Consider the following 17,564-nt stretch of genomic DNA (forward strand, 5'->3'; position numbering starts at 1 on the left):
TGCGCGCGATGACAGCCTTTGAACGCCTGATGGGCTTGATACTGACGGCGATGTCGGTCGAAATGCTGCTGGCGGGGATCAGGGATTATCTAAAAACCCTGAACTGCTTATTAAAAGATGCCATTAATAAAGCCTATCTGGATTCGCTGCCAAGCAATAGCCAGCGCTTTATGGGAACTTGATCCAGCTATCCACCCTAACCATATTGCTCGATCTAAAATACTGCAGCGAATTGGCAATGGCGCTCAATATGACATAAGTACTATTACTGACTGGATTGCCGAGCTTGATCCACAAAAAGACTATCGAAAACCAGGGCGACCACCAAAACCCCAATACGTAATTAAATTTGAAATGATCCCTCAGTCTAAAAAATAGCCTTTCAGTTTCTACTTAATCAATTCAAACGAAAAGTCGTCAAAACCGGCACCAAATAAAGAGCTATAAAACTTGATTCTTATTGATCGGCAAGCTTAAGTATCCCTCAGTCAACTGACCCTTTTTTATTTCTCTGCAAGTTGCAGCAGTATTGATTCCATATTAACAACTCACGGAGTCAATCATGCAAACCCCACTACTCACCTACTAAACAAGCGTCACAAATCTTAGGCGCCAGTATCGCATTCCTGGAACGAGACCGCTGGGCAGGTGCGCGGGTGCCTATCGTCAAAATAGGCTCCCGAGCAGATCGCTATCGCCATAGCGATCTGCTCGCCTATATTGAATCGTGTCTGTGTCAATCCACCAGTCAGTACTGAGGTGTGTCATGCACACGTCAGTACGAGGTAGCCAAAAGCTGCTCACTCCCGGCGAACAGATTGCCGAAAGTATTTTAAGTTTACTGGATGAACCGGATAGCAACGACAAGCGATGGTGTGCGTCCATATTCCAGAGACTTCCCGAACGCTTTGCTGAAAACGCCGCTCATGACTACAAAGAAACCTACATCTTTGAAGGCAGGCGCAATGCCAAACAAGGTTTACTTAAAGCTTATGGAAAGCCCAGCAAACACAGTATTCTAGATACTTTGTGGCAAGCGTTTGGCGCTGAACGTTGCCTTGATTTCGATGAGATGACGGGTGCATTTTCCCTCCGACATATTTAAGTGACAGTGCCAAATAAAGCGCGCATTAGTACCAAATGGGACGGCGACTTACATTTAACTGTCAGTTTCTCGAATATAGATTATTTATCTGGCAGTTTACTTCCATCTGCTGTCTACATGAGAAAATATTTTTATTTATACTTCTTATAACCTATTGATTTTATGGTGCCGACACCAAGAATCGAACTCTGGACCTTCTGATTACAAATTTGACTTACTTCAGAGTCGGATTTTCTTAAACAAATTTTCATTTGTCTTTTATCCCTGTTTTACTGTCTACATAGTGTCTACATAAATCATGAATCTTTATGGAATTTAATGTAACTTATTGATTTTATGGTTATGTTGCGCAGAATCGAACTGCGGACCTACTGATTACGAAACATTGGTACTATAAATAAAATCAATTGGTTGGATGTGGTTGTCTCTTTGGTGCCGTCTCGCAGAATCGAACTGCGGACCTACGCGTTACGAGTGCGTTGCTCTACCAACTGAGCTAAGACGGCTTTGGAAGTTGGGGATTTTATCATTTTTTAAAAATTGAGCTTATAGTTTCTTTGAATTTTTTTAACCGCATCGCGAAAATCTCGGAGGCTTGCCCCCGAGCTGGACAGTTTATCTCTTTTTGGTTATAGGTGCTTGGGCAATCGCGGGCAAATTATAAAGAACAGAATTCGATTGTTTGCGGTTTGGCTATGATCTTTCTGCGGACTGATTTAGATTCTATATTTTGAAAGATCAGATTCAATATTTTTTCAACAACTTTCGCTTAAGTTCGGCGAAATTCTTTAAAAACTGTACATTTTTAGCATAAGAGTCCATAATTAACAAATGGATTCGAAAAATGTAAAGGCGAGAAATATCTTGATTATTCACGGACCCAATTTGAATCTGCTAGGGGTTCGCGAACCGGAGATTTATGGCGGTGCGACGTTACAAGATATTAACAGAAATTTAAGCAGATTAGCTGAAAATGCAGGTGTTAAACTGGATTTCTTTCAGAGTAATGCTGAATCTGCTCTGATAGATAGAGTCCAGCAAACGATGAATGATGGAACAGATTTCATAATCATCAATCCAGCTGCATACACGCATACCAGTATTGCTTTACGTGATGCGCTTGCTGCTGTCAAATTGCCTTTTATAGAAGTGCATCTTTCAAATATTTATTCCCGGGAATCTTTTCGTCAGAAATCCTATTTTTCTGATCTGGCGATTGGCATTATTAGTGGTTTTGGGGCTAAGGGATATGAATTGGCGCTGGAATATGCAATGACATCTTAAATTAACCGGATGTTGAATCTGAACTATCGATAAATCTTAATTTAAACTTCAATTCTTTTCGCAACGTAGCTGTAATCTTGCTCATTTTTACATTAAATATTTTTGTTCTCAAAACTACCTTATACGAGGCATTGTCTCGGGAGATTGGATATGGATTTAAGAAAGCTTAAGAAGCTCATTGAACTGGTAGAAGAATCAAGTATTGCGGAATTAGAAATTACGGAAGGCGAAGAAAAAGTTCGCATCAGTAAATCTGGGTCCGGAGTGCAAAATTATGCGTTTATGCCGCCTGGCATGCAGCCTGTGATGTCTCCTGTTCAGCAGCAAGCGCCAACGACTGGATCAGTAGAAACAGCAAATGCCAATGGATCTCTAGCTGCTGACAAGAATGCAATACCGGATGGCCATATTGTTAAATCTCCTATGGTGGGAACATTCTATCGAGCTGCATCGCCGGGTGCGAGCGCATTTGTCGAAGTCGGGCATAGGGTTAAAGCAGGCGACACATTGTGCATTATCGAAGCAATGAAGCTGTTGAATGAGATTGAAGCCGATAAAGATGGGGTTATCAAAGCGATTTTGCTCGAAAATGGTCAGCCTGTTGAATATGGCGAACCCTTATTCGTAATTCAATGATTATCTGAATAGAGATCAGATAACTATGTTTGAGAAAATTCTTATAGCAAATCGTGGCGAAATTGCCCTGCGGATCCAGCGCGCTTGTCGCGCGATGGGTATCAAAACCGTTGCAGTGCATTCTGAAGCCGATGCGGAAGCGAAGTACGTCAAGCTGGCCGATGAATCGGTCTGTATTGGCCCGGCACCGGTAGCGCAGAGCTATCTGAACGTGCCGGCGATTATCAGTGCTGCCGAAGTGACCGATGCCGAAGCCATTCACCCAGGATACGGATTCCTGTCAGAAAATGCAGATTTCGCCGAACGAGTGGAAAAGAGCGGATTTGTGTTTATCGGTCCGCGGCCGGAAACGATTCGCCTCATGGGCGACAAAGTCAGCGCGAAGAATGCCATGAAAAAAGCCGGTGTGCCCTGTGTGCCGGGATCAGATGGTGCATTACCCGAAAATATTGATGAAGTTAAAAAGATTGCGCGGGAGATCGGTTATCCCATCATCATTAAAGCTGCAGGTGGTGGCGGCGGCCGCGGAATGCGGGTTGTACACACCGAAGCGGCGTTATCCAATGCCGTGATCATGACGCGTAATGAAGCACAATCAGCGTTTGGAAACCCGATTGTTTATGCAGAAAAGTATCTGGAAAATCCGCGTCATATTGAATTCCAATTATTGGTAGATGAACATGGCAATGCTGTTCACTTGGGCGAACGAGATTGTTCCATGCAGCGCCGCCACCAGAAAATTCTCGAAGAAGCACCGGCACCCGGCATATCGGAAAAATTGCGCAATAAAATGGGCGAGCGTTGTGCCGATGCGTGCCGCCGTATTAAATACCGCGGTGTGGGTACCTTTGAATTTTTATTTGAGAACAATGAATTTTACTTCATTGAAATGAATACGCGTTTGCAAGTAGAACATCCGGTGACAGAAGCGATTACCGGTATTGATCTGGTACGGGCGCAAATTAATGTGGCAGCCGGTTTGGTGTTGCCGATTAGTCAAAAGGATGTGGTTATCAAAGGGCATGCGATAGAGTGTCGCATCAATGCGGAAGATGCTTACAAACTGACACCTTCCGCCGGACGTATTACGCAATATCACGCGCCGGGGGGGCCGGGTGTGCGAGTTGATTCCCATGTTTACCATAATTATATGGTGCCGCCGCATTATGATTCCATGATTGGCAAGATCATCACCTACGGGGATACCCGTGAACAAGCGATTGCACGCATGCGGATTGCTCTGTCCGAAATGGTGGTTACCGGCATTAAAACAAATATTCCCTTGCACCTGGATTTGTTGACCGACGCTTCCTTCCTGCGCGGCGGTGTCGCGATTCATTATCTGGAGCAGAAACTTGCCCTGCATAATAAGAAGGATTGATAGGCAATCGATCTCTCCCTTTCAAGCTGACTGTTAACAGGCTCGATAAGAAGCATGTCCTGGGTTACGCTGATTATCCGAGCTGATGCGACGCATGCCGAGTTACTGAGTGATGCCTTGATGGAACAGGGCGCACTGTCAGTAGATATTCATGATGCTGCCGCCGATACGCAAGAGGAACAATTACTGTTCGGAGAACCTGGAGAACCGAGCGGAGTAATCTGGCAGAATGCGGAAGTTTCTGCATTGTTTAATCAAGGTGCGGATTTTGACGAAATTATGCAAAATGTGACACAGCTCTCGCAACTGGATAGTCAGCCCAATTACCGTTTGGAGCGCGTTGAAGAACAGGACTGGGTGCGCTTAACGCAGTCCCAATTTAATCCGATTCAAATATCCTCGCGTTTATGGATTGTTCCAACCTGGCATCAATCGCCTGATCCGGCAGCAATTAACCTGATCTTGGATCCCGGTCTGGCTTTCGGCACTGGCAGCCATCCGACTACGCAACTGTGTTTGGGTTGGCTGGATCAGAATCTGCAGCACGGAGACCGAGTCATTGATTATGGCTGCGGTTCCGGAGTATTAGCTATCGCAGCGATAAAGCTGGGTGCAGATTACGTCACCGGTATTGATATTGACCCCCAAGCGATTTTGGCCAGTCAAGATAATGCACTGCGCAATGATTGTAATCCCGAAAAATTTGTTTTTGCAACAGCGCATAAAGCTGCCGAACAGGATTTACAACCCAATGAACAGGTCGATGTTGTGGTTGCAAATATACTGGCGAATCCTTTGATCATACTGGCATCCATCCTTGAACAAGCAATCCGGAGAGGTGGTCATATTGTGCTATCAGGCATTCTGCAGGAACAAGCCGAGGACGTCAGGAACGTTTATCAGCAATGGTTTGATATGCGCATTGCCAATGCCCAGGAAGGTTGGGTGCTGTTAACCGGAATTAAAAGGTGAAATAATAATCCCTTTGACTAGAATTACCGAGATTTTAAGTTCCTATCCATGATCCGGCTATGGGCATTTAACCCGATCCATTTTAGGGAGTAGCGAATGGCGCTGGTAACACTCTGTCCTGGCTGTGGCACGACCTTTCGTGTGAATTCCGCGCAATTACAAGCCTGTGGCGGTGAAGTGCGTTGCGGTCATTGCCAACGAATATTCAATGGGTTTGCCACGTTGATAACCGTTAATGAATCCGCTATTGAATCTCCCTCCCCACCCCAGTTCCAATCACAACCGATCAGTGAGGTGGGAACAGCCACAGAAAATCTGGCAGTAATCACGAATTCGGGTGGCGCAATGGATCTGCCGGTTTCTCCAGACTGGAATCAGGAAACAACGGAAGCTTCGGATAACCCCTTTGATGATGACAAACCAGCCGAGAGATCGCGGGGCTGGGGACTAGCGAATGTTCTTCTATTATTGCTTTTGATCGGGCAGATCGCGTATGCCTATCGTACCGAACTGACGATCATTTCCCCGGAAATCAGGCCTTATCTGGAACGCTACTGTGCGTTCATTGCTTGCACGGTACCCTATCCGCAAGACATCCAACAACTGGGTATTGATTCATCGGATTTGCAAAAGAATCTGACGCGGCAACCGGAAGTCACCACCATGCGGGCGATCATCAGCAATCATGCCCATTTTCCGCAAGCATTTCCGGCGCTGCAACTCTTATTGCTGGATGTCCATGATGAAATCATCACCAGCCGTATTTTTACCGCCCAAGATTACTTGCTGGATCAAGATAAATCGCTTCAATTTATCGAATCCCGGCGTGAGATTGAGATCCGGCTGGATTTTGATAGCAGCCAATTGAATGCGCTGGGCTACCGTTTGCAATTGCTTTATCTGTAATCAATTCATCGATTGTGGCAAAACACGATTGAACGGGTGCAAAAAGGAAATTAGATGGCGTAAGCAACGCGCCATTCACCGTTTGCCACTAACAACCTGCGCGATAGATCGAAACAGCTCAGGTATAATGCCCCATCCATCTTTTTTACAACATGAACGAATCCATGACTAGAGATTCCCGTACTGCCTTATTGGGAAGTTTGTTTGCCCAGCGCATCCTGATTTTGGATGGCGCGATGGGCACGATGATTCAGACATTCAAGCTGACTGAGGCGGATTTTCGTGGTCAACGTTTTGCCGACTTTCCGCATGATCTGCGAGGAAATAATGATTTATTGACACTCACGCAGCCGCAGGTTATTCGTTCGATCCATACGGGTTATCTGGAAGCGGGCGCGGATATTCTCGAAACCAATACCTTCAATTCGAACGCGGCTTCGATGGCGGATTACCACATGCAGGATTTGGTGTATGAGCTGAATTGTTCTGCTGCAAAACTGGCGCGTGAGGCCGCGCAAAGTTTCGAAGCGAGAACACCGGAGAAGCCGCGTTTTGTCGCCGGCGTGATTGGGCCGACCACCAAAACAGCCTCCATCTCTCCGGATGTTAATGATCCGGGCTTTCGCGGCATTACTTATGACCAACTCGTCGTCGACTACACTGAATCGATTCGCGGGTTGGTGGATGGCGGGGTGGATATTCTTCTGGTCGAGACGATTTTCGACTCGCTTAATGCCAAAGCGGCGCTGTTTGCCATTGACCAGTTCTTCGAAGACCACGGCATCCGTCTGCCGATCATGATTTCTGTCACCATTACCGATGCCTCCGGACGAACGCTTTCAGGACAAACACCGGAAGCATTCTGGAATTCGGTCAGCCATACCCGGCCGATATCCGTCGGTATTAATTGTGCGTTGGGTGCCGAGCTCATGCGCCCGTATATCGAAGAACTGGCGGGCGTGGCGGATGTTTATACCAGTGTGCATCCCAATGCCGGTTTGCCGAATCCGTTATCCGACACGGGCTATGATGAGTCGCCCGAATATACCGCGAATCAAATCAAAGGATTCGCGCAATCCGGCTTTGTGAATATCGTGGGCGGCTGTTGCGGGACCACCCCGGCGCATATCAAGGCGATCGCTCAAGCCGTCAGCGATATCGCGCCGCGCAAAATACCCGAGATTCCCAAGAAACTGCGTTTGTCCGGTTTAGAGCCACTGAATATTGGTGATGATTCACTGTTTGTGAATGTCGGTGAACGCACTAATGTTACCGGCTCCAGAGCATTTGCCCGCTTGATACTCAACGATGATTATGCCGAAGCGCTGAACGTGGCGCGTAGCCAGGTTGAGAGTGGTGCGCAGATTATCGATATCAACATGGATGAAGCCATGCTGGATTCGCAAAAAGCCATGGTGACATTCCTGAATCTGGTCGCTGCTGAGCCGGATATCTGCAAAGTGCCGATTATGCTGGATTCCAGTAAATGGACCGTAATCGAAGCGGGCTTGAAATGCGTGCAAGGTAAATCCGTTATTAACTCGATCAGCATGAAAGAGGGCGAGGAAGAGTTCATCAAACATGCTAAATTGGCTCGCCGCTATGGCGCGGCGGTGATCGTGATGGCGTTTGATGAACTAGGCCAGGCCGACACGCTGAAACGCAAGGTGGATATCTGCACGCGCAGTTATCGATTGCTGGTTGATCAGGTTGGTTTCCCGCCCGAGGACATTATTTTTGATCCGAATATTTTCGCGATTGCGACGGGAATTGAAGAACATAATAACTACGGTGTCGATTTTATTGACGCTACCCGAATTATTAAACAAACCCTGCCGTATGCCAAAGTGAGCGGTGGAGTATCCAATGTTTCTTTTTCCTTCCGTGGCAATGAGCCGATTCGTGAGGCCATTCATACCGCGTTCCTGTATCACGCGATTAAAGCCGGTATGACCATGGGCATTGTCAACGCCGGGCAACTGGGTGTGTATTCGGATATTCCCGCAGAATTATTGGAAAAGGTTGAAGATGTCATCCTGAACCGGCGTGCGGATGCGACTGAACGTCTGGTTGAATTTGCGGAAAATTTCAAGGGTAAGAAAAAAGAACAGGTTGAAGATCTGGCCTGGCGCGATGAACCGCTGCAACAACGGCTGACGCATGCCTTGGTCAGGGGCATTGACACTTTCATTGTGGAAGATACCGAAGCGGCGCGTGTGGAGATTGAAAACAAAGGTGGCCGCCCGATTCAGGTGATCGAAGGGCCGTTGATGGAAGGCATGAGTGTTGTGGGTGATCTGTTTGGCGCCGGTAAAATGTTTTTGCCGCAAGTGGTCAAATCCGCACGGGTGATGAAACAGGCAGTCGCCCATTTGTTACCTTTCATCGAAGCCGAAAAGAAATTATCCGGCGATAACAAACCCAAAGGAAAAATTGTCATCGCCACCGTCAAGGGCGATGTGCATGATATTGGCAAGAACATTGTGACCGTGGTTTTGCAGTGTAATAACTACGAAGTGATCAACATGGGCGTGATGGTGCCTAGCGCGCAGATTCTTGATATGGCGCGGCGTGAAAAGGCCGACATCATCGGTCTGTCAGGATTGATCACGCCTTCTCTGGAAGAAATGGCACATGTCGCCAAGGAAATGCAGCGCGAGGGATTCACGATTCCACTGTTGATCGGTGGCGCAACCACTTCCCGGGTGCATACTGCGGTCAAAATTGCGCCGCATTATGAAGGCCCAACCGTATGGGTGCCCGATGCCAGTCGTGCGGTGGGTGTGTGCAGTAATCTGCTTTCACGGGATTTACTGGCGGGTTATGTGCAGGAAATCAAGGAAGAATACGAGAAAGTGCGCACCCAGCACAAGAACAAGAAAGGGACGGCGAAGCTGCTGACGATAGCTGAAGCGCGAGCCAATGCGTATCAAACGGATTGGGCGAATTACCAGCCGTATCAGCCCGAACTGATCGGTGTCCGTACGTTGAATAATTACCCGCTGGAAAAAATTGTTCCGTATATCGACTGGACGCCTTTCTTCCAGGCTTGGGAACTTGCCGGGCGTTATCCGGACATTCTGAAGGATGAAGTCGTTGGAGAAACGGCCAGCCAGCTATTTCGCGATGCGCAGACGATGTTGAAAAAAATCGTCGAGCAGAAATGGCTGAGTGCCAACGCGGTGATTGGTTTGTTCCCGGCCAACTCCGTCGGCGATGATATCGAAATTTATACCGACCAAACGCGCAGTAAATTGGCAATGACTTATCATTGCCTGCGTCAGCAAGACCAGAAACCCACCGGGAAACCCAATCGCTGCCTGTCTGACTTTATCGCACCGAAGGAAACCGGTATCAAGGACACCATTGGTTTATTTGCCGTGGGTGCCGGGTTTGGCATTGATGAACGTGTCAAAGCCTTTGAAGATGCAAACGATGACTACAGCGCGATTGTACTCAAGGCACTGGCAGATCGTCTGGCAGAAGCCTTCGCCGAGCATATGCATTCGCGCGTGCGCCGAGAATTCTGGGGCTATGCCAAGGATGAAACCTTAAGCAACGAGCAATTGATCAACGAAGAATATCGCGGCATTCGCCCCGCGCCGGGTTATCCCGCATGCCCGGATCACACCGAAAAAGGCCCGTTGTTCGCAGTGCTGAATGCTTCAGAGAATGCCGGTATCATTATTACAGAATCATTTGCCATGGTGCCGACCGCGGCAGTATCCGGCTTTTACTTTGCACACCCAGAATCCACTTTCTTTGCCGTCGGTAAAATCGGCAAAGACCAAGTGGAAGATTATGCCAAACGGAAAGGCTGGACAGTAGAAGAAACGGAAAAATGGCTGGCGCCGGTGCTTGCGTATGAGCGCTAAGTTGAAATCGTTATTTTTTGTGTGAGTATCTAATCGTGCAATAAAAATAAGCATAATGCTTATTCATCTGTCACAATCGTTAGTATTAGAATAATCATTCTAATGAGAATTTCTGATAAATTTTGTTGGAGGCTATAATGAAAACAAAAATATTACGCTATGTGGTGATTCTACTCGTTGTACCGGTGCTTTCGGGATGCTGGCTACTTGCAGCGGGAGGAGCCGGCGCATACGGCGGCTACAAGGCTAAGGAAGAAGGCTATGGAGTTCAGAATCCTATCACAAAGGACAAAAAGGAAAAGACTGAGGATCAGAAAAAGTAGTAGGAGGAGTTTGAGTAACATCCCGCTCGCCCCATGCGGTTTTTGTTTAGGCGAGCGGGGGTAGTTGAATCGATTCGATGTGCTGATTCAAATGTACGAATAAGTTTGTTCGAATAAGAAGTTTGCCTCCGAAAAGGTAGTTGCTTTTACCAAACTGAATTTTCTGTACGATGCTGTAAAAAAAGTAATAGCAGCGAGGCTAACTGGTTATTCTCTCAGAATTCTCATGTCTATGAATGGCGAAACGCAGCCCCAATTGCAGCAATTCATCCCAAATATCTCCTTGCGCTACTCCCTTAATGATCCGGTCTATTTTCGCGGCATCGGATAATCCCTGCATCAGCGATTGCAGACTGATGCGTTTGGCGGCGATCATTACTGATTTCTGCCTATCGCCCCAGATTCTGGCTGCCTGTAGTAGTTGTGCGGGCGATTGACCGTTGTCGAGACCTTTACGGATGATGATCAGTTGGCGGATTTGTTCGGCGAGTGTGGCGAGAATTAGCAACGGGGCTGTGCCTTCGCTTTGCAATCCGATTAGGATGCGGGTGTAACGGGCAGTGTCGGCTGCAGTCATGGCGTCCGACAATTGATAGACATCGTAGCGCGCTACGTTCAGAACCACCTCTTTCACTTGATCGAATGTCAGGTTACAGGCGGGATAGAGCAACGCGAGTTTTTGAATTTCCTGATGTGCAGCGAGCAGGTTGCCTTCCACCTGATCGGCGAGAAATTGCAGCGCGGTAGAATCGGTTTTTTGTTGCTGCCGGGCAAGACGCTGACCGATCCAGCCGGGTAGCTGGTCACGCTCAATGGCGTAAACCGCGATCAGCATGCTGGTGGTTTCAAGCGCTTTGAACCATTTGGTTGCTTGCCCCTGTTTGTCTATTCTGGGGAGTGTGATGAGCGTGAGGGTGTCGGGCGGCAGAGCGTTGCAGTAGGCTTCTATGGCTTTACCGCCTTCCTTGCCGGGCTTGCCGGATGGGATGCGGATATCCATGATTTTGCGATCGCCAAACAGAGATAAGTTGTTGCCTGCATTTAGCACATCAGACCAATTGAAGTGTTGGTCAACGGTGAACAGCTCACGTTCGGTATAACCTTGCTGACGCGCATGTGTGCGGATCAGATCAGCGGCCTCCAGAATTAGCAACGGTTCATTGCCAAATAATGTGTAGAAGGAAGCAGTTTGTTTTTGCAGGTGTTGGGGGAGCTGTTCGAGTTTTATCCGCATGCCGGCAAGTGGAATCAGCGAGGGTCTAAGATGGCATTTTAATTGCGGACAAACGCCAGATGATTTGCTGGATGGCATCAGCCTGCATGTCTTTTTGCAGCAATTTCTCCTCTGCTTCTTTGGCCAGGATTTGCGCGTCCAGGAAAGGCAGGACGCGTGTAATAGCAACTTCAGTGTTGGGGATGATTTCAATACCTTGTTTGTCAACAAGACGATACACAACCCGGTAAATCAAATTGAAATCACGCACACGGCCACCGCCGGACAACGACAGAATGACCCGTTCATGGACAGCACTGACAACTTCCAGAACGGCTTCTGCTTCCACCGCATTGGTGGTGACTTTGGTTGTGGATGAGGTGGCTACCGCACGTTCTAGATCCAAACCAATGGTATGCCCCTCGGGTGCGGAGACATACAGTGATTTGAATGGCAGTGAAGAGATTTGCCCGCGCAACTGGAACCCGCAAGCAGTCAGCAGGAACAATACTACCAGGATAAGAATCTTCTGTGTACTCAGGTTCATAATTATTTACTCTGTTCCTATACAACAATATTGACCAATCTGCCGGGCACGACAATGATCTTTTTGACTGCTTGCCCCTCGATAAATTTCAGCACCTGTTCATTCGTTAAGGCAGCATGCTCAATGGCGTCTTTCCCGGCATCCTTGGTGACATTGATTTCTCCACGTAATTTACCATTGACCTGCACAATCAGCTTGATTTCATCCTGTACCATGGCTGCGTTGTCTGCTTGTGGCCAAGGCTGATCAAAAAGTTCGGTGCCCGGTTTGAGTTCACGCCACAGTTCATGGCAGATATGCGGAACGATCGGGGAGAGCAGCAACACAATATTTTCCAGCGCTTCCTGCATCAGGTTACGGTTTGCTGGATCGGTGCTCTGGCTTTTTGCCAGACCGTTCATCAGTTCCATCACAGCGGCAATGGCGGTGTTGAATGTGTGGCGCCGATCCAGATCATCGCTGACTTTGGCGATGGTCTGGTGTAACTGGCAGCGCAGGGATTTGAGTTCCGGGGTCATGGTTTGATGCAACGCGGGATCGATACTGACCACACCGTGCTGGAGGTGCGTGTAAACCTGTTTCCATAGCCGTTTGAGAAAACGGTATGCGCCATCAACGCCGGCATCCGCCCATTCCAGTGTTTGCGTCGGAGGACTGGCAAACATCATGAATAAACGCGCGGTATCGGCACCGTATTCTTCTACCAGTTTTTGCGGATCAACCCCGTTATTTTTGGATTTTGACATGGTGCCGATGCCGCCCGATTCAACCAGCTGGTTGTCGGTTTGCAGGATTGCACCGCAACGTTTGCCTTGTTCGTCATACTGGATGTTGACTTCCGTCGGGTTGAAATAGGTCATGCGTCCGCTGTCGGCTTTACGGTAAAAAATTTCATTTAGTACCATACCCTGCGTCAGCAGGTTGGTGAACGGTTCATCCAGAGTCATTAAACCCAGATCGCGCATGACTTTGCTCCAGAATCGCGAATACAGCAAATGCAGAATGGCGTGTTCAATACCGCCGATATATTGATCGGCTGGCAGCCAGTAATTGACGCGCTCATCGGTCATTGCCCGATTCTGGTCGGGGCAGGCATAGCGGGCGTAGTACCAGGATGAATCAACAAAGGTATCCATGGTGTCGGTTTCCCGGCGCGCAGCTTTGCCACATTTCGGGCAGGCGCATTCGTAGAAAGACGGTGTTTTTGCCAGTGGATTACCCGAACCATCGGGCACCAGATCCTGCGGCAGCACCACCGGCAATTGATCGTCCGGTACTGGCACTACACCGCAATCGGTGCAATGAATCAGCGGAATCGGGCAGCCCCAGTAGCGTTGGCGTGAAATGCCCCAATCGCGCAATCGATAGTGTACACGTTTGCTGCCCAGGCCTTTTTGTTCCAGTACCACTGCAATAGCATCTACTGCTTTCTGAAATTCCAATCCGGAAAATTCACCGGAATCAAAGGTCACACCATGTTCTACATAAGCTTGTGCCAGCGGCATTTCCAGATCACCATCCAGTGGCTTGATAACCGCTTTGATCGGGAGTGCGTATTTTGTGGCAAACTCAAAATCACGCTCATCATGCGCAGGAACTGCCATCACTGCACCTTCGCCATAACCCATCAACACGTAATTGGCCACCCATACCGGTAATTTCTTGCCATTCAACGGATGGATCACAAACAAACCGGTATCCATGCCTTTTTTCTCCTGCGTGGCCAAATCCGCTTCCTTGGCTGAGCCGAGTTTGCATTCCTGAATAAAAGCTTGCAGCGATGGATTTTTTTTGGCGGCATGCAGTGCAATCGGGTGCTCAGCGGCAATGGCGACATAGGTTGCGCCTTGCAGCGTATCTGCGCGAGTAGTGAATACTTTTAGGTCTTGCGGTGTGCCGGATTCGATATCCGCAGGAAAAGTAATGTCGACGCCGTAGCTTTTGCCGATCCAATTAGCCTGCATGGTTCTGACTCGTTCCGGCCAGCCGGTCAGTGTGTCCAGTGCTGCCAGCAGTTCATCGGCATATTGGGTGATTTTCATGTAGTACATCGGGATTTCGCGTTTCTCTACCGGCGCACCGGTGCGCCAGCCGCACCCATCAATTACCTGCTCGTTTGCAAGCACCGTCTGATCAACCGGGTCCCAATTGACTGTGCCAGTAGTTTGATACGCCAATCCCTTTTCCAGCATGCGCAGGAACAGCCATTGATTCCAGTGATAATAACTGGAATCACAAGTGGCGATTTCACGCGACCAATCAATACTCAATCCAAGGCTTTTCAGTTGCTTGCGCATGTAGGCAATGTTGTCGTAGGTCCATTTTGCCGGAGAAACATTGTTTTGCATGGCGGCATTCTCAGCCGGCAGGCCAAACGCATCCCAGCCCATCGGCTGCATGACGTTGTAACCCTGCATGCGGCGGTAACGCGATAAGACATCTCCAATCGTGTAATTGCGTACATGCCCCATGTGCAATTTGCCGGATGGATAGGGGAACATCGACAGACAGTAATATTTCGGCTTGCCAGTAATTTCGATCGCTTTGAATGCGGCTGTTTGTTCCCAGTATTGCTGTGCCTTTTTTTCGATTTCCTGGGGATGATATTTTTCTTGCATGGAATTTAGCTTTTTACTGTAAAACGCTGATTATACCGTGAAGTATTTGGGGTGATTGTGCCTATTACTCGACAGATTTTTGCTCATGCTGTTGGGCGCGTTGCAAGTTTCGTTCATGCACGCTTTGTAAGATTGCTTTCAACTCACTTTCTCCCCATTCTTGTGCCTCAGATTCAGATGAAAATCCTTTCTGGCGCTTTGAAACAATCGTTCTCTTTGCCGTTACTTTTCTGATAATTTCTGCGGTCCAATCGATATTTTCTTGCTTGACACGAAATTCGTATTTTTTACCTTTTGCCATTTTTAATTTCCTGAGAATTGATGAATGACCGCTGCGTTGAGTTTGCCGCGCTATTGGTATGGCTGGCATATTGAGCGGAATAGAGAGGATTTGTGTATTGTACGCTGGAGATTAGTGGCGTGTTGGAACGGTTACTTTTGTATTTGGTGTAATATTTTTTATCAGCAGTTTGGCAGTAATCTGCTCTGAGTCGAAGCCCGGTGATTGTTCCGCAGATTTTGCCTTAAAATCTGCGGCTATTTGCTTAACCAAGTATTATCAGATTGCTATGGTATATATTCTTATGCTGTGACACAGCAATGCAGATGCGGTAGATTAATCCAAACGAAAACCGATTTTTAGTTTTACCTGATAGTGTGCAACTTTGGCTTCAACGATATGTCCACGGGTTTCTACCACTTCAAACCAATCCAGGTTACGCAGTGTTTCGCCGGATTTGGCAATGGCTTGCTGGATGGCATCTTCAATACTTTTTGCTGAAGAACCAACGATTTCGATTACTTTGTAAACGTGATCGCCCATTTTGGAATTCCTCTTTATATTGTTGGAAAAAGCGTTATATCATACTTTAAGCGAATAGAGATACCAGCATATCTATGCGGCATCAACAAAAAAACAGTTACTATTCTATTGATTCAAAGAAATATCATGGGATGTGAAATAAACTCAATGACCTCTTTTAAGGAAATACTTACTACTATGAAACTCAGAATGATATTGGTTCTATTGATCGTAATCTTTCTTACTGCCTGTGCGACTACCCCAACTGGAAGAAGCCAGCTGGCTTTTATGCCCGATAGTGAAGTCGATGCGATGGGGTTGCAAGCTTTTTCAGATTTAAAAAAAGAGAAAGCAATCAGTCAAAATGCACAGGAAGACCAGTTTGTGCGATGTATTACCAATGCGATTACACGCGAAGTCGGCGGTAATTGGGAAGTGGTTGTTTTTAAGGATAACACATTGAATGCTTTTGCTTTGCCAGGTAACAAAATTGGCGTGCATACCGGATTGGTTGAGCTGGTGGATAACCAGGATCAATTGGCCGCTGTGATTGGCCATGAAATCGGCCATGTGCTGGCCAAACACAGTAATGAGCGGATGTCTCAAAAGATGGGCGCGCAAATTGGTATCTCATTGATCGCAGCAGTGGCGGCGCCACGGACGCCAATGGGACAGAACGCATTGGGTTTGCTCGGTGTTGGTGCGCAGTATGGGTTGATCATGCCGTTTAGCCGCTTGCATGAGAGTGAGGCGGATGCAATTGGGATTGAATTAATGGCAAAATCTGGATTCAATCCTTCTGAAAGTATTACGTTGTGGCAGAAAATGGCGCAGGCCAGTGAAGGTTCTCAACCTGTGGAATTTTTGTCAACTCATCCCTCTCCTGAAACGCGTATCGATGATTTACGGGGTCTTTTGCCTAAAGCCATGCCACTGATGCAGCAAGCCCGTGCAGCAGGTAAGAATCCGAATTGCGTGAAATAAACAGCTATTCTTTTGGTTCCGGCTCGCTTGCCGGAAAATCCAGTTCCACTTTTGCACCGTCTGGATCATGAAAGAATAATTGCCAGCTTTCCAGCCCCTTCAAACGGCGCAATTCATAATGAACGCCGTTCTGCTTTAAGGTATTGACTACAGCGTGCAGATTAGATGCAGTAAAAGCCATGTGATCAATTACACCGGCTGCATTGGCCGGTAATTGTTTGCCCGTCATGATATGCAAAATCGCCTGATTTTCGGCATATAGCCATGCACCTGGAAAATCAAAGGGCGGGCGATAACCTTCCGTGAGGCCAAGAATATTGACATAAAATGCCTTACTTCTTTCCAAGTTACTGCTCAGTACGGTGAAATGATTCATGCCTTCGATTGTCATTTTGCTTATCTCCCGTTTAAAGCACAATTTTATAACAAGAAATATGTGCTCGCAGCCTATAAGAACTCAAAAGGCATAATAATCCGCCGCGAGTACTATGCCGCATATTTAGTCAATGCGCACGACACATTGCTATATTCCTACAGTAGTCCTCATTTATTCCTATTAAGATAAGCGGGTATATATGCATTCTATTCCATCCTTACCTTCAGCATGGTTTTCATTAAAATTCGCCCAATCTGTTAAAGAAAGTTTTCTTGATACCGTAAGATAAGTCCTACTCTTGGCTTAATTAAAATAAGCATGAGATAAAGGTAGGAGAAAATCGATGACAGAGATTTCATTAGAAAGAGGATAGATCATAAATTGCCGGTTGATAGTTGATAGGGATTTATATAGCAAACAAGAGGAGCATAACTCATGATGCAGGAGCAAGCAGCAAATAGGGTTACCGAGTCATCCGGCCCAATTACCAGCCATATGGCCAATGAATTTTTGACCTTTCGTTTGGGGGGCGAAGAATACGG

Annotated in this window: 16 protein-coding genes and 1 tRNA gene; 10 read left to right on the top strand and 7 right to left on the bottom strand. The window is 47.3% G+C overall.

The window, feature by feature from the left end; genetic code table 11:
* Positions 1 to 182 (top strand): MarC family protein (locus tag K2P83_RS03230; protein WP_292926442.1); only part of this gene is annotated, 182 nt, incomplete at its 5' end.
* 584 nt (positions 183 to 766) lie between these two features.
* Positions 767 to 1,105, top strand: a complete 339-nt coding sequence (locus tag K2P83_RS03235; RefSeq protein ID WP_292926443.1) for a hypothetical protein — start codon at positions 767 to 769, stop codon at positions 1,103 to 1,105.
* A 430-nt stretch (positions 1,106 to 1,535) separates the two neighbouring features.
* Here K2P83_RS03235 and K2P83_RS03240 read toward each other — a convergent pair.
* Positions 1,536 to 1,611: transfer RNA gene (locus tag K2P83_RS03240), tRNA-Thr, on the bottom strand.
* A gap of 325 nt (positions 1,612 to 1,936) precedes the next feature.
* Here K2P83_RS03240 and aroQ point away from each other — a divergent pair.
* From aroQ to K2P83_RS03275, 7 genes are all read left to right on the top strand, one after another.
* Positions 1,937 to 2,389, top strand: a complete 453-nt coding sequence (gene aroQ / locus K2P83_RS03245; RefSeq protein WP_292926444.1) for a type II 3-dehydroquinate dehydratase — start codon at positions 1,937 to 1,939, stop codon at positions 2,387 to 2,389.
* Positions 2,390 to 2,539: 150 nt separating this feature from the next.
* A complete protein-coding gene (gene accB / locus K2P83_RS03250) occupies positions 2,540 to 3,025 on the top strand; it encodes an acetyl-CoA carboxylase biotin carboxyl carrier protein (RefSeq protein ID WP_292926445.1) in 486 nt (161 codons plus the stop codon).
* Between the two features lie 25 nt (positions 3,026 to 3,050).
* A complete protein-coding gene (gene accC / locus K2P83_RS03255) occupies positions 3,051 to 4,406 on the top strand; it encodes an acetyl-CoA carboxylase biotin carboxylase subunit (protein ID WP_292926446.1) in 1,356 nt (451 codons plus the stop codon).
* A 54-nt stretch (positions 4,407 to 4,460) separates the two neighbouring features.
* On the top strand, positions 4,461 to 5,378 hold the full coding sequence (gene prmA / locus K2P83_RS03260) for a 50S ribosomal protein L11 methyltransferase (protein ID WP_292926447.1): 918 nt from the start codon (positions 4,461 to 4,463) through the stop codon (positions 5,376 to 5,378).
* A gap of 96 nt (positions 5,379 to 5,474) precedes the next feature.
* Positions 5,475 to 6,284 carry a zinc-ribbon and DUF3426 domain-containing protein gene (locus tag K2P83_RS03265; RefSeq protein WP_292926448.1) on the top strand — a complete coding sequence of 270 codons (810 nt, stop codon included), beginning with the start codon at positions 5,475 to 5,477 and terminating at the stop codon, positions 6,282 to 6,284.
* A gap of 164 nt (positions 6,285 to 6,448) precedes the next feature.
* Positions 6,449 to 10,159 (top strand): methionine synthase, encoded by a 3,711-nt coding sequence (gene metH, locus K2P83_RS03270; protein ID WP_292926449.1) that lies wholly within the window; start codon positions 6,449 to 6,451, stop codon positions 10,157 to 10,159.
* 137 nt (positions 10,160 to 10,296) lie between these two features.
* Positions 10,297 to 10,482: a hypothetical protein gene (locus K2P83_RS03275; protein ID WP_292926450.1), complete on the top strand. Its 186-nt coding sequence runs from the start codon at positions 10,297 to 10,299 to the stop codon at positions 10,480 to 10,482.
* Positions 10,483 to 10,681: 199 nt separating this feature from the next.
* Here the strand turns inward: K2P83_RS03275 and holA are convergent, their stop codons facing one another.
* From holA to K2P83_RS03300, 5 genes are all read right to left on the bottom strand, one after another.
* Positions 10,682 to 11,716, bottom strand: coding sequence for a DNA polymerase III subunit delta (gene holA / locus K2P83_RS03280; protein WP_292926457.1), 1,035 nt, complete (start codon positions 11,714 to 11,716; stop codon positions 10,682 to 10,684).
* 25 nt (positions 11,717 to 11,741) lie between these two features.
* Positions 11,742 to 12,242 carry an LPS assembly lipoprotein LptE gene (gene lptE, locus K2P83_RS03285; protein WP_292926451.1) on the bottom strand — a complete coding sequence of 167 codons (501 nt, stop codon included), beginning with the start codon at positions 12,240 to 12,242 and terminating at the stop codon, positions 11,742 to 11,744.
* 17 nt (positions 12,243 to 12,259) lie between these two features.
* Positions 12,260 to 14,860, bottom strand: coding sequence for a leucine--tRNA ligase (gene leuS, locus K2P83_RS03290; protein ID WP_292926452.1), 2,601 nt, complete (start codon positions 14,858 to 14,860; stop codon positions 12,260 to 12,262).
* Positions 14,861 to 14,924: 64 nt separating this feature from the next.
* Positions 14,925 to 15,161, bottom strand: coding sequence for a DUF3622 domain-containing protein (locus K2P83_RS03295; RefSeq protein WP_292926453.1), 237 nt, complete (start codon positions 15,159 to 15,161; stop codon positions 14,925 to 14,927).
* Positions 15,162 to 15,476: 315 nt separating this feature from the next.
* A complete protein-coding gene (locus K2P83_RS03300) occupies positions 15,477 to 15,683 on the bottom strand; it encodes a dodecin (protein ID WP_292926454.1) in 207 nt (68 codons plus the stop codon).
* A 177-nt stretch (positions 15,684 to 15,860) separates the two neighbouring features.
* On the opposite strand from K2P83_RS03300, the gene K2P83_RS03305 reads away from it, so the two are divergent.
* A complete protein-coding gene (locus K2P83_RS03305) occupies positions 15,861 to 16,646 on the top strand; it encodes a M48 family metallopeptidase (protein WP_292926455.1) in 786 nt (261 codons plus the stop codon).
* A gap of 4 nt (positions 16,647 to 16,650) precedes the next feature.
* Here the strand turns inward: K2P83_RS03305 and K2P83_RS03310 are convergent, their stop codons facing one another.
* The gene (locus tag K2P83_RS03310) at positions 16,651 to 17,037 is read right to left on the bottom strand and encodes a VOC family protein (protein WP_292926456.1); all 387 of its coding nucleotides are present in this window, start codon (positions 17,035 to 17,037) and stop codon (positions 16,651 to 16,653) included.
* Positions 17,038 to 17,564 lie beyond the last annotated feature (527 nt).

Source organism: Nitrosomonas sp. (genome assembly GCF_019752415.1).
In the GTDB taxonomy this organism is placed as follows: Bacteria; Pseudomonadota; Gammaproteobacteria; order Burkholderiales; family Nitrosomonadaceae; genus Nitrosomonas.